Source organism: Mycoplasmopsis mustelae, from assembly GCF_004365095.1.
Lineage (GTDB): Bacteria > Bacillota_I > Bacilli_A > Mycoplasmatales > Metamycoplasmataceae > Mycoplasmopsis > Mycoplasmopsis mustelae.
In genome coordinates this window covers 338,704-352,830 of the sequence record NZ_SOCN01000001.1, presented here as the reverse complement: position 1 = coordinate 352,830, position 14,127 = coordinate 338,704, and the positions used below count along the sequence as shown (strand labels likewise).

11 protein-coding genes and 1 tRNA gene are annotated in these 14,127 nt (G+C 28.1%); 4 read left to right on the top strand and 8 right to left on the bottom strand.

All coding sequences use genetic code 4. The features are described 5' to 3' along the window. The gene (locus tag BCF59_RS01495) at positions 1-780 is read left to right on the top strand and encodes a Nif3-like dinuclear metal center hexameric protein (RefSeq protein ID WP_134110552.1); all 780 of its coding nucleotides are present in this window, start codon (positions 1-3) and stop codon (positions 778-780) included. Positions 781-792: 12 nt separating this feature from the next. Beyond that, positions 793-2,400 (top strand): APC family permease, encoded by a 1,608-nt coding sequence (locus BCF59_RS01490; RefSeq protein ID WP_134110550.1) that lies wholly within the window; start codon positions 793-795, stop codon positions 2,398-2,400. A gap of 68 nt (positions 2,401-2,468) precedes the next feature. On the opposite strand, the gene pyk is transcribed toward BCF59_RS01490, so the two are convergent. After that, the gene (gene pyk / locus BCF59_RS01485; protein ID WP_134110548.1) at positions 2,469-3,902 is read right to left on the bottom strand and encodes a pyruvate kinase; all 1,434 of its coding nucleotides are present in this window, start codon (positions 3,900-3,902) and stop codon (positions 2,469-2,471) included. A gap of 204 nt (positions 3,903-4,106) precedes the next feature. On the opposite strand from pyk, the gene BCF59_RS01480 reads away from it, so the two are divergent. Then, on the top strand, positions 4,107-5,291 hold the full coding sequence (locus BCF59_RS01480) for a phosphoglycerate kinase (RefSeq protein WP_134110546.1): 1,185 nt from the start codon (positions 4,107-4,109) through the stop codon (positions 5,289-5,291). A gap of 117 nt (positions 5,292-5,408) precedes the next feature. Here the strand turns inward: BCF59_RS01480 and BCF59_RS01475 are convergent, their stop codons facing one another. The 4 genes from BCF59_RS01475 to secY all read right to left on the bottom strand — a co-directional run bounded on the left by BCF59_RS01475 (position 5,409) and on the right by secY (position 8,197). After that, positions 5,409-5,825 carry a Dps family protein gene (locus BCF59_RS01475; RefSeq protein ID WP_134110544.1) on the bottom strand — a complete coding sequence of 139 codons (417 nt, stop codon included), beginning with the start codon at positions 5,823-5,825 and terminating at the stop codon, positions 5,409-5,411. Between the two features lie 119 nt (positions 5,826-5,944). Further along, positions 5,945-6,018 (bottom strand) — tRNA-Gly (locus BCF59_RS01470). A gap of 125 nt (positions 6,019-6,143) precedes the next feature. Then, positions 6,144-6,782 (bottom strand): adenylate kinase family protein, encoded by a 639-nt coding sequence (locus BCF59_RS01465; protein ID WP_134110542.1) that lies wholly within the window; start codon positions 6,780-6,782, stop codon positions 6,144-6,146. Then, a complete protein-coding gene (gene secY, locus BCF59_RS01460) occupies positions 6,776-8,197 on the bottom strand; it encodes a preprotein translocase subunit SecY (RefSeq protein WP_234851411.1) in 1,422 nt (473 codons plus the stop codon). Before secY ends, BCF59_RS01465 begins: the two co-directional genes overlap by 7 nt. Positions 8,198-8,373: 176 nt before the next feature. Here secY and BCF59_RS01455 point away from each other — a divergent pair, with 176 nt between their 5' ends. Continuing rightward, a complete protein-coding gene (locus BCF59_RS01455) occupies positions 8,374-10,326 on the top strand; it encodes a DNA gyrase/topoisomerase IV subunit B (protein ID WP_134110538.1) in 1,953 nt (650 codons plus the stop codon). A 773-nt stretch (positions 10,327-11,099) separates the two neighbouring features. On the opposite strand, the gene rsmG is transcribed toward BCF59_RS01455, so the two are convergent. From rsmG to recO, 3 genes are all read right to left on the bottom strand, one after another. Continuing rightward, positions 11,100-11,795, bottom strand: a complete 696-nt coding sequence (gene rsmG, locus BCF59_RS01450; RefSeq protein ID WP_208317575.1) for a 16S rRNA (guanine(527)-N(7))-methyltransferase RsmG — start codon at positions 11,793-11,795, stop codon at positions 11,100-11,102. A 34-nt stretch (positions 11,796-11,829) separates the two neighbouring features. Next, positions 11,830-12,804 carry a ribose-phosphate pyrophosphokinase gene (locus tag BCF59_RS01445; protein ID WP_134110534.1) on the bottom strand — a complete coding sequence of 325 codons (975 nt, stop codon included), beginning with the start codon at positions 12,802-12,804 and terminating at the stop codon, positions 11,830-11,832. A gap of 567 nt (positions 12,805-13,371) precedes the next feature. Then, on the bottom strand, positions 13,372-14,043 hold the full coding sequence (gene recO, locus BCF59_RS01440; RefSeq protein ID WP_134110532.1) for a DNA repair protein RecO: 672 nt from the start codon (positions 14,041-14,043) through the stop codon (positions 13,372-13,374). Between the last annotated feature and the right edge of the window lie 84 nt (positions 14,044-14,127).

The window sequence follows — 14,127 nt, the reverse complement described above, 5'->3', positions numbered from 1 at the left end:
ATGACTATTAAACAAGTAATAGAGTTTTTAGAGGCAAAATTTCCGATATTTTATAAAGAGGATTGAGATCCAAGTGGATATGCGTTAAAAACAAAGCAAAACAAAAAAATAACAGGAATTATGATTGCTTTAGATTTAAATATGGAAGTTTATCAAGCAGCAATTACACATCAATGTAATTTAATTATTACACACCATCCCTTTGTCTTTGAAAAAACACGTTCTGAGATTCAACAAAAAGCCCCATATAAAATTCCGATTTTAAAAATGCTACGTATTAATCAAATTACAGCATATTCTATCCATACTAATTTTGACAATTTTATTCACGGTACATCTTATCAAATTGCTTATCAGTTAGGTTTAAAAGACTTTATTAAAGTTGAAGATAATCAATATTATGTAATAGTTGATATTAAATTGTCAATTAATGAGATTCTAAAATTACTAAAAAATCAGTTTAATTTACAAGATTTTCGTAGTAATTTTAAATATTTAGATACTAAATTTACTGAATTAATTTTCTTTGCTGGTTCTGGTGATATTGTAGTAATTAATGAACTCTCACAAAAACATAAACACGCACTTTTTATCACAAGTGATATCAAATGAAGTGACTGAATAACATATAGCGAACAAAAAACAGCCATTTTAGAAATTCCGCACTTAATTGAACAAGTTTTTGTAAATTATATGTATAATTTACTTATAAATTCGTTTGATAATTTACCTATTTTTAAATACGAACTATCAAACTTATTTTATAATTTAAAATTTTAAAGAAAGGGGAAAATGAAAATTCACAAAAAAATCGGACTATTTGTTTCATTGATGCTGATTGTCGGTTCGGTTGTAGGTATCGGGATATTTTTTAAAAACCTAAGTATTTCCAGAGTTGTAGAAGGAAATGGGGTTTCTTGATTGCTTGCCTGAATTATTGGTGGAATTATTTCGCTATCAGCAGCATTAAGTTTTGCAGAAATTGGTTCGTTCAAGAAAACAAAATTAGTAGGATTATCAAACTGAGCATATAAAGTTTCGGGGTCTCGGTTTGGATATTTCACAGCAGTAAATTATTCAACATTTTATATGGGAATCTTAGCAACTGTTTTAGGGATTTTTGGTTCAGAAATCATTTTTAAATTCATTGCTACTGTTTCTAATTTAGACTTTAATAAAATCCATATAGGTGTGCATATTTTGGTTGGATTCTTATTGGTTATAACATTTTTAGTAATTAATCATTATTCGGTACGAACAGTGGGGATAATGCAATCCTTATTTACCGTTTTAAAATTCATTCCATTATTAGCGGCACTTTTAATTGGAATTATATTTCCCAATACACATAACTCTAACCCATCTGGAGTAAATGCATTTGTAAGTGGTTCATTTTCATTTAAAGCGGTAGTTTCAGCATTACCTGCAGTATTATTTGCATATGATGCATTCTTGACTTCTGCATCATTATCACACAAAATGAAAAAGCCAAGCAAAACTTTACCAAAAGCAATTTTACTAGGAATGATATTAGTTTTAGTAACTTATACATTAATTGCGGTTTCTACTATTTTACATAACAAAGGATACGTGGGTGATTTGCTAAGAGACTCACTTCCAAAAACCGTAGCAATATATATTGAACCTATAATTTTATTTTTCTTAATAATTTCAACACTAGGAGTTATTAATGGACTTACATCTGCGTTCTTTAATGAAGTAAGTAATGTAGTTAACACTAAACTTTTATTTGCTTCAAAATGATTTGTTAATCGTTTCGGATTATCTGCAGCAACATTTATTTATATTGGATTTATCTTGGGATTTTGATCATTATCAATCTTCATTCCATCATTTGTTTTAAATTCAGATATTTTAATTGATGCCGGCTCTGGATACCCGACCATATTCTTCTTTAATATTTATGCTTTAATTATTGCTTTATATGCATTTAAACGTGGAAAAATAGAAGAAACAACAAAAATTAACAAAGTTTTATTCTACATCTCTGCAGTATTTACTGTAATAGGAATTGCAGTTTTAGAAATTGTATATTTAGTTGCTGTATTTACTTTCTTAACAGAACCAAATAAATCAAATCCGAATGGATGAGGATTATTTGCAGATAGAAACTCAGCGGCCTTTCCATTTTATCTACCTGTTGTTTATATTATTATTAATATTTTATTCTTTTTAGTATGACCATACATTAATTTATATTTAGAACGTAAATTCTTTGGAAGACATTTAATTAAAGAATTTAGTTCATTAATTATGATAGATGAGAAAGAAGAACATCCTGTTGCGGGAGAAAAAATAGTTCTTCCAGACACCGGAATTGTTGTATATAACAATCAATATAATAGAGCAGAAAAAGTTGATGAAAAGAAAAATAAATAATATAAAATAAACCCAAAACTGGGTTTATTTTATAATAAAAAATAACCTAACGATATAGGTCATTCTTCTTAATCTACTGTAAATTCAGTAAATTTATCATTTTCAACAACTAAGAATTTGTCACCTTTTTGTATTCCGTAAGGAATTAAGGTTTCATATGCTTTGCTTGGATCTTTTTTAACTACATTAAATAATTTCTTAGAATCTACTGAAACAAAAACACCTGAATAAACTCCGAATCCATGAATTAATTTTTCATTATCTAATAATCCAATTGTGATGGTATTTGGACGGAATTTAGATACATGTTTTAACAATTCTCCACTACGTGAAAGCACTACAACATATCTATATTCACCATCTTTAGTCTTTTTAGCGACGTGAAATGAAATTTGAGCACGTTTGTTATCTTGCTCACAATTGCATCAAACTGCATCTAGTTGTCTTTCATAGTAATTTCTTGAATAGAATTCTTGTTCTGCACGTTTAGAGATTGCAGTCATGGTTTTAACTGACTCTAACGGAAATGAACCGTTTGCGCTTTCTCCTGAAAGCATTGTTGAATCTGCACCTAATTCTACTGCGTAATAAACATCAGTTACTTCTGCACGAGTTGGATGTGGTGAGTTTTCCATTGAATCTAACATTTGAGTAGCTACAATCACCGGCTTTCCTGCTTCACGACATTTACGTATCATTTTCTTTTGATAAAAAGGAACATCATAATAAGGAATTTCTAAACCTAAGTCACCACGGGCTACCATGATTCCATCGGCTGCTTCAATAATTTCATCAATATTTATGCATCCTAAATGCGATTCAATTTTTGCAATAATTTGAATGTGTGAACCACCGTTATCATTCAAAACTTTTCTTAAATCATGAACGTTTTTTGCTGTATTAACAAATGACGCAGCTACGTAGTTAATTCCTTGGCTAATTCCGAATTTAATATCATTAATATCCTTTTCTGATAAAAATGGCAATGAGAAATCAACTCCAGGTAAATTAATTCGTTTGTTGGTTTTTAATTTATGCGTATTTTCAGCACGAACCTTTACATATCCTGTACCTACTTCAATAACAACGGTTGATAATTTACCGTCATCTATTAAAACTTGATTACCTACCACTAAATCTTTAGCCATATCATAGGCTACAGTGATTTCGGTTGGTGTTCCTTCAAAATTTAAATATTTTTCTTGTGTGGTATGAATTAAGATTTCACTTCCTGCAGATACTAATTGTGCCCCATCTTTCATTTTACCAACACGAATTTCAGGTCCTTTGGTATCTAAAAGTAGTGAGACCGGAATATGTAGTTCTTTAGAAATTTCTTTAGCTAAAACAAATTTATTTGCTTGTTCTTCATAGGAACCATGACTAAAGTTTGCTCTAACAGTTGAAACACCATTTAAAATTAAAGAACGCATCATTGCAATATTGTCGCTAGAAGGCCCAATTGTAGCGATTAATTTTGTGCGTTTATCAGTAAGCTTCATTTATTCTCCTAACTTATAAATTTATATAAATTTATTGTACCAAAATTATTTGAATTTTTAATACTATATTAAGTGGTTTTGGGATTTTTGTGATTTAAAAATAGCCAAAATAGCAATTATTTTGAAATTTTTGCATTTGTTTATTTTTATTGTATTAATTTTTATTATAATTTAATTAAATTTATATAAAAACAGGAGACATAAATGAAAAAAACAATTAATGATGTTGTTTTAAAAAACAAAAAAGTCTTGATTAGGGTAGATTTTAATGTTCCTCTAAAAGACGGCGTAATTACATCGACAAAAAGAATTACAGCAGCCTTACCCACTATTAAAAAAGTCGTTTCAGAAGGTGGAAAGGCAATTATTCTTTCGCATTTAGGTAGAGTTAAAACTACTGACGACTTACAGACTAAATCCTTAAGAGTAGTATCTATAGAATTAGCAAGACAACTTAAAAAATCAGTTAGTTTTGTTGCTGAAACACGTGGAAGATTAGTTGAAAAAGCAGTTCAAGCGATGCAACCCTGTGATGTTTTAGTTTTAGAAAATACTCGTTTCCAAGATCTAAATGATAAGGCAGAAAGTAAAAACGAAATATCGTTAGGTAAATATTGAGCTTCATTAGGTGATGTATTTATTAATGATGCGTTTGGAACTGCGCATAGATCACACGCTTCAAATGTTGGTATTTCTAAAAATATCGCCGAATCCGCTTTAGGTTATCTAATGGAAAAAGAGGTTACTTCATTAGATAAAGTAATTAAAAATCCAACACACCCATATGTTGCAATAATTGGTGGAGCAAAAGTTTCTGATAAAATTCAGATGTTAGAAAATTTAATTCAAAAGGCAGATAAAATGATAATTGGTGGTGGAATGGCTTATACATTCTTGAAAGCAATTGGATATTCAACTGGAATTTCTTTAGTTGAAGAAGATTTTGTACCAATGGCTAAAGAATTTTTAGCAAAATACAAAAACAAAGTAATATTGCCGGTTGATCATGCAGTTGCAAGAGAATTTAAAGATCTTAAACCAGAATTCCAAACTGGCGGAATCAAAGATGGTTATATGGGATTAGATATTGGTCCAAAATCTATTGAATTAATTAAACAAGCGCTACAAGGAGCTAAAACTGTTGTTTGAAATGGTCCAGTAGGAGTAGCGGAGTTTGAAAATTATAAAAATGGTACATTCTCTATTTGTCAAGTAATTGCAGAATTACCAAACGCATATACTGTAGTTGGTGGGGGTGATTCAGTTGCTGCTGTCGAAAAACTTGGAATGACTGATAAATTCTCACACGTATCAACTGGTGGTGGAGCAAGTTTAGAACTACTTCAAGGCTTACCATTACCTGGCGTAGAAGCAATTCAAAATAAATAATATCTGTTTTAAACTAAATTTTTTGGTCTTTTTTCATACTTGCTTATATTTTTAAAAATATAAATAGTAAAACAAAAATTTAAAAATCCACATTGAGTGGATTTTTAATATTAATATCTATTTAGACATTGCTGAAAATTGTCATAATCACTTATCAAGTGATAATAATACTTCGTCAAAAATAGGTTGTACTCTATCGGTCCATTCAAAACCTTCAGATAAAGTTAATAAGGTTTTTAAGTCTTCAACTAAAAATGATACTGCTTGTTTGTAATCAAAAGTTCTTGATTTTTCTTCTTTAATTACTGAAAGTTCTAGAACTTCTTGAAAACTTCCTAAAGCAACTCCGCCTTGCATAACTACTTTTTCAGCAATCTCATCAACAAACTCTAGAACGTCTTCTTTAAGTTTGTCAGTTTGTGAATGAATTTCAAAAAATTCTAATCCTTTTACGTTTCAGTGAATATTGTTAACTTTTTGATAGAATACTTGTAAACTAGCTTGTACTTCTTTTAATTTTTGTGTTTCTTTCATATTTCCTCCGGGTTATATTATAATAAAAAACAAAAAAAAAAAAAAAAAAAATAAAAAAAAAAAAAAAAAAAAAAAAAAAAAAACAAGCATTTGCTTGTTGTTGGCCATTAAAAATGAAATGGAGCGAGTGAAGGGAATCGAACCCTCATAGTCAGCTTGGAAGGCTGAAGTTCTGCCATTAAACTACACTCGCAACTCTTAAATTGCTATATTATTATAGCAATAAAAGAAAATATACAAAATAAAATTTTTAAATTTTTAAAATATTTTATTAAAAAAATTCTAATATTTTATTTAAGTAAAGTTTGTTTTCTTTTTTTATAAATTATCATATATTTTTTTAGCAACTTCTTTAGGACTTTGTTCCCCATTTAAAATAATTAATTCATTATTATTTTTATAATAATTTAAAAGTGGTTGAGTTTGTTGGTTATAAATGTTAAGGCGATTAATTATTTTTTCAGGTTTATCATCGGTGCGAACCATTAATTCTGAACCATCAATATCACAAATTCCTTTAATTTTGCTTGGATTAAATTTTATGTGGTAACCGTGCCCAAATTTTTTGCAACTTCTGCGACCTGATAAACGTTCTAATATTACCTCATCGCTAACAGTTAATTGGATTACTTGAAATTGAAATTCAGGAAGTTGTTTTAAAAACTTAGCTTGAGATATAGTTCTTGGATATCCATCTAAAATAAAAAGTTTTTTTTCATTTTTAAGCTTTAAAATTGCGTTTTTAACTATTTCGTTAGTAATTTCATCTGGAACATATCCGCCTGAATTTACATAAAATTCTACTTTTTGACCTAATTCGGTTTTATTTTGTATTTCATTACGAAAAATAAAGCCAGTTGATAGGTGCACTAAATTTGCCTCTTTGGCAATAATTTCAGCTACGGTACCTTTACCAGCGCCTGGCTTACCCATTAAAATTAAATTTTTTGTTATCATAATAAACCTGCATCATTTGTATTTTTATTATTATTAGAATTATTTATATTAATGTTTTCATAATTTTGTTGAGTTAAACGTTTTGCTTTTGATAATCTATTTGATTTATTTCTTGCTTTTAGTTGGTCAAGTGTTTCTAATGAAGTTGAAACTAAAATCATCAAACCAGTTCCACCAAAAGCAATTACAGGTGGTAGAATGTGTAGCATAATTGATACAAATTGCATACTTCCTAAAATTAATAAATATAATGCAGAAAATACACTCAAACGAAAGACAATACCCACTAAATAGTCTTGTGTTTCTTCACCTGGTCTAACTCCGGGAATGAATGTTGAATTCTTTGAAAAATCTTCAGCAATTTTATCAACTTTTGATTGTTGAATCCCCATTAAAACCGAGAAAACTAAAATAATTATAATTAATAAAGTAAATCCGATAGGTTGAGTAAACTGTAAGTTTGTATTTATTCATTGTTTTGAAGGACTTGAATTTGGTAAAACATTAGCAATCATAGTAGGAAAAGATAAAACTAGCATAGCAAAAATAATTGGCATAATTCCTCCAGGATTGGCTTTAATAGGTAATTTACCCATTTCTTTACGTGTTTTTGAACGCCCGGCACCAACTTGTTGGATAGGAATATGTCTTTCTGAAACATAAACGATTGCAATGATTATAATTACAACAACATAAACTAAAACATAGGCGAAGAAACTTACCACACCCCTCATAATGTTTCCACCATCTCCAATGTAATATGCAACAGCTGATTGAAATTGAAATGGTAATCTTGAAGCAATACCAGTAAAAATAATTAAACTAGTTCCGTTACCCACACCTTTATTAGTTATTTGTTCAGAAATGAATAAAGCGAATAATGAGGCGGCAACCAAGATGGTAGGAATAATAAAGTAAACTAATAAATTTTCACTAAAATATTGCGTTCCGACAATTTGGATAAAAATAGATTGTGGGGCACCGCTTGAGAGTGTTCTTGTTAAGAAAATTGCTTGTGGGTATGCTATTAATAAAGTAATAAATCTAGTAATAACATTAATTTTTTTACGACCTTGTGGGCCACTTTGACTCATCCGATGAATAGGAGGAACAATTTTAGATTGTAAAATCATCATTATTAGGGAAGCATTAATGAATGGGCTAATTCCAAGGGCCAAAAGCGAAAATTGACGTAAACCTCCTCCACCAATCAAATTTAAAGTATTTAAAAATGAATTGCTACTCAGTTGGCTTGGATTTGAGATTCTAATAAAAGGCGCTGTAATAGTAGTCCCTAACACAAAAATAGTTAACATTACCAAAGTAAAAATAATTTTTTTTGTTAGATTTTTATTAACTCAAAACCCTTTTCAATGGTTTGTAAATTTATATCATAAATTTGAAATATTTAACAAATTAACTCCTTTATAAAAAATTAAAATAATTATATAGAATTTTTAAATTTTCGTTTACTAACAAAAAGATATATTTAAACTTTTAAGATTTATTAATTAACTACTAAAAAGTGCTTTGAAAATATAATCTTTAGCAATGATATTTTTATTTTGACTTTTCATAATATAATAAAAATATGACTAATAAAGAATATGATGCAAGTAGTATACAACAACTTAAAGGTTTACAAGCAGTTCGTAAACGTCCAGGAATGTATATTGGGGGAACCGATGTTAATGGTTTACATCATTTAGTTTGAGAAATAGTAGATAATGCTATTGATGAAGTTTTAGCAGGGTATGCAAATAAAATTTCAGTAATTTTACGTAAAGATGGTTCGGTTTTAGTGTCCGATAATGGGCGCGGAATTCCGGTTGATATAGTAAAAGGTGATACACGAACTGGTGTTGAAGTAGTATTTACTGAATTGCATGCTGGTGGTAAATTTGATTCGAATGCTTATAAAACATCTGGTGGTTTGCATGGAGTTGGTTCTAGCGTAACCAATGCTTTATCAACCAAATTAATAGCAACAGTGGCGAGAAATGGAAAGTTGTATCTTACTGAATTTAATGGAGATAAAATTGTAAAAAGAACCCAAGAAATTGGAGAGAGCAAAACAACAGGAACAACCATTGAATTTTGACCTGATTATACCTTTTTTAAGAATGCAAAATTAAATGTAAATACGATCGCCGAAAGACTCCAAGAAAGTGCTTTTTTGATTTCTAACTTAGAAATTCACGTTGTTAATGAATTAAATAATTTTGATCAAATATATCAATATAACAACGGAATTGAAGCCTTTATTAATTTTTTAAATGACTCAAAAAACTCTATTACACAGGTAATTTCGTTTAAAGGGGAGAAAAAAGACATTGAAGTTGACTTGGGGTTTCAATGAACTGATTCATATTCTAATCTAACATTAAGTTTTGTCAATAATGTAAAAACGCGTGATGGTGGAAATCATGAATTAGGATTAAAAAGTGCGCTAGTTAAAATAATTAATGAATATGCTCAAAAAGAGGGTTTTTTGAAATCAAAAGGAAGTTTTGATATTGATGAAATTCGCGAAGGATTAACATGCGTTATTTCATTAAAAATTCCTGAAAATTTACTAGAATTTGTTGGTCAAACAAAGGATAAATTAGGTACTCCAGATGCTAAAAATGTTGTTGATGAATTGGTTTCTAAATGTTTAGAAAAATGAATTTTAGAACACAAAATTCAATTTAAAAAAGTTTTAGAAAAAATTAAAAATGCTTATGAAATACGAATTGAAGAACGTAAGCGCCGCGATGAAGCAAGACAATCTAAGAAATCATTACGAGAAAAAAATGTTATCAGTGATAAATTAACTCCGGCAACCTCTAAAAAAGCATCTGAGCGAGAATTATTTATTGTTGAGGGGGATTCGGCTGGTGGTTCAGCAAAAAGTGGACGAGATCGGAAATATCAAGCCATTTTACCGCTTCGCGGTAAGGTTATTAACTCTGAAAAAAAGAGAATTCTGGATTTGCTAAAGAATACTGAAATCGCAACAATTATTAATGCAATTGGTACAGGTTTTGGTAAAGATTTTGATTTAAGTAAATGTAATTATAATAAAATTGTAATTATGACCGATGCCGATACTGATGGTGCACATATTCAAATTTTACTTTTAACATTCTTTTATCGTTTTATGAAACCACTAATTGAATCAGGAAAAGTTTATATTGCGATTCCACCTTTGTTTAAGATTACTAACAAAAGTAAAAAGACAATTGAATATGCTTGAGATGAAAATGATTTAAAAGAAATCTTATTAAAAATTAAAGGTGTTTTCGAATTACAAAGATACAAAGGTTTAGGTGAAATGAACGCAAACCAATTGTGAGAAACTACTATGAATCCTGAAACAAGAACCTTAATTAATGTTAATATTGAAGATGCATCTTCAGCTGAACGAAGAGTAAGTACTTTGATGGGTGAGGATTCTGCAAAGCGCCGTGAATGAATCGATTCTAATATAAGTTTTAGAGAAGAAGACATTGATTATATTGAAAAAATGGAAAAAATAATAAAGAGAGAAAATGTAATTTAGTTGAAGAATTTTTAAACTATTACAAAATTAAGATATAATAATTATCTAGTTTCATATTATTTTGTGAGGCTAGAAACCTATAGAAAATTATTTGTTTCGGTAATTAAAATTTATATATTCGTATATTTTCTCAAAAATTTAATTCTTTTTATAGTATATTATTTATTTTTTTATGTTTTTACATTATTAGGAAATTCCTATTAATTTATATTTTTAAAATATACTTACCATAATTATTTTCGTCGTTCGTTTTGTTATTTAATTTTTATTAACATAAAGATTAAAAATTATCATTTTTTATTTTTGTCATTTATTTTTATATTTTAGGTTTTTATTTTTTTCATTTTTAAGGTTTTTAATTTGTTTTTTATTTTCTTGGTGTTTAATAATTTAAGCATTTGCAAGCCTCCTTTATATTTTTTTTAATGTAAAAATTCTTATAATAATTTTATGTGTTTATTAATTTCTTTCTCACATTAATATTCTTAACATCTCTAGAATCATTTTAATAATTTTTTATTATCATAATTTTTGTTAATTTTTGTATTTTTGTCTAAGTTTTAATATTTCTAGACTTTTGATATTTTAGATCAATTTAAATTTATTTACTTTATATAATAAAATAACTTAAATAAAGTTATTTGAACAGTGTGATTTTTTTCTCTTTATAACACAATAGAAAAATTTTTCATTAATAAAATACATAAATAATAATCAAAGCAACCTATAAAAATTCTATTTAATAAAAAATCATAATCACATAATAATGGTGGTTATGATTTTTGTTTAAGTTTTAATATTTCTTTTCAAGTATATGGAAAATCAGCAGGACAACTACGTAACTTTTTAATTCTTAACACTTTATTATCGCGTGTTTTATAATTAGGATTTAAATCCTCAATGTTAATTTCTATTTTTAATTTAGATAGAGCAAAAGCGGCGTTTTTAAGTTCATTATAAACGTTTTTACTTTTTAATAAAACCATTTCAGAGTTTAATCCTACAACATGAAAACCGGCTAAAAGCATACTTTGCACATCCATAACCGCACGCGCAGTTACTAGATCATAGATATTTTTTTGTTTGAAGTCCTCTATACGCTTTTTATAAATTTTGATATTTTTTAACTTTAATTCATTGATTACTAAATTTAGAAAATCACAACGCTTTTGGATAGGTTCGAAAATATCTAAATTAAATATTGGATTTGTAATAAAAAAGGGAACAGAAGGAAAACCTACTCCGGCACCAATGTCTAAAACTTTGCTTATTTGTCGCCCACCAATTGCTTTATGCATAAATTCTAATGATTCTAAAATTCCCTCTTCTCATAATGCATCGCCACTAAAACCAGTTAAATTCATTATTTTATTTTTTTCTTCAATAAGTTCAACATATTGACAAAGTTTTTCAAAATTTCAATTATTTTGCTTACATAATTGTTCTACAATTTGTTTTTTTGAATTCATATTTATACTTTACAAAACAAAAATGTGATTTGATTTACATCTTCGCAATTTGTTTGTGGTATTCTTTATAAATTTCTGAAATGCTACTCCCATTAAAAGAGGCGCTAATCACCCTTCCTAAAAAGTCACCCAAAGAAACGATTTGTAATTTTTTGAATTTTTTTAGTAGTTCATAATTGTCTACACTGTCAGTTACAATTACTTTATCAACATCGGGATGGTTTTCAAAAATTTCAAAACCATGATTAAACAATCCGTGAGTTGCGGCTACAATAACCTTTTTTGCGCCATATTTTTTTAAAGTTTCAACCGCCTTTAGAATTGTTCCTCCGGTATCAATAATGTCGTCAATAATTACTGCATTTTGATTTTCAATGTTTCCTAAAATCCCCATAACTTCAGTTTGATTTATACCATTTCTTCTTTTGTCAATAATACAAATATGTATAGTTTGTGAGATTAATTCAGCAAGTTTTCTAGCACGAACAGTTCCGCCGTGATCTGGCGAGACTACGGTAAATTTTTCTTTAGTTTCTTTAAGTGCAATAGAAAGAGGATATTGACCTCTTAAATCATCGACTGGGATATTAAAGAATCCTTGAATTGACGGATTGTGTAAATCAACACAAGTTACTTTTGTAGCACCTGAGGTTTGTAACAAATCAGCAATTAATTTAGCACCGATCGGTTGCCTTCCGCTGGCTTTGCGATCTTGGCGGGCATAACCATAGTAACTTAAACAAACATTAATACTTTTGGCGCTTGCGCGTTTAAGTGAATCAATAAAAATTAATAATTCCATAATATTATCATTAACTGGTTTACTATTGCTTGCGATGATAAAAACGTCTCTATTACGTACTGTTGGTCCTGAAACAAGCATTACTTCACCATCGGCATATATAGTACGATTGATTTTTGAGACTGGTACTCCAACTATTTTTGATACTTTTTCAGCTAATTTTAAAGAATTTTCCATTCCAAATAACACTATATTTTCCTTATGCATTACTTCCTTTCATGTTTTTATTTTACCTTATTTATATTATTTTCATAAATAAGGTAAAATTTAATAATGATAAATTAAGGGTAAAGATTAAACTAAAAAAATATTGCTGCTATCAGCAGTCTTATTAAGTTGTGTTTTTATTGTAAAAGTATTATGTCAATTTACACAAATTGTAAGCACCATAATAAGAAAGTAAATTCATCAAACCTCTAAATTCAAAAACAAAAGAATAATTATAAGATCTTATCGGTAAAAAGAAAATAACAAAGCAACAAAAAATAGATACCTACGATTTTAAACACTTAAGTAGAACGTGAATTTGTATTTAAGAATCTGCCTGTTCGGAGTTCTAGATTTGGTGTTTTAGATGTTTATTTTTGGCAAAGATAATGTAATTCTTTTATCACCAGAAGACAAAGAAATGATGTGCTATTGAATATAATTGCAAAAAATATAGTTTCTGAAAACTCTTTCTAAAACAGAAAATTCTTATGCAAATTTAAATAATTTTAATAGAATTGGAACTGCATGTATTAGAACTTAATGAGAACGGGTAAATACCTGTTTTTATATATAGTAACCTGCATTTTGGATAATATTTTTTAATTCACCTTGGAGTTTTTGGTTTTCTTCTTCAGAAACAGTTGTTAGATATTTATCTAAGTTGTAGTATAAATTTCAAAAAACTTGTAATTTCTCTGTGGTTTGGTTGAATTGATGGTTGTGATTTGAGCAAATAAAACCACCGTTATTAATTGAAAAATCAATTAAATTTTTACGACTCCCACATATATAACAACTATTAAAGGAAGGTTTAATACCAAAATAAGTTGTAGCTTGCGCATAAAAATATGTTAAATATTTTTCTACATTTGATGTATTATACTTACTTAGGTTTTTTACATAAATTTCAAAAAGATGATTAGGAAATTTAAGGTGTTGAAATAATTTAACAAGTTTTAAAAAAAAGAGATTAATAATAGCGTTTGTAATATCAAAATTATGTATAAAATGTGCTTTTTTAAGTCGTCCGATCCTGTTTTTTAGGCGACTTCGAAAATATTCAATTTCTACTAAAGCACCAATTTGCAAATTTGCGCGATTTTTAGAGGTTTGCTTATTTAAACCTTGGGTAAATAGTGCTAAATAACCATATAAAGTAAAAAAAGAAACTAAAAACTCATTTTCTGCTTTTTGTTCAATTCTTAACACCACAGCTTTAATTACTTTTTCTGCCATTTTTTTCCTAAATAAAAACTTTTTTAATATTAATAATAATATTATAAAATAAATATATAAATATATTTATTGTCTAGATTTAAT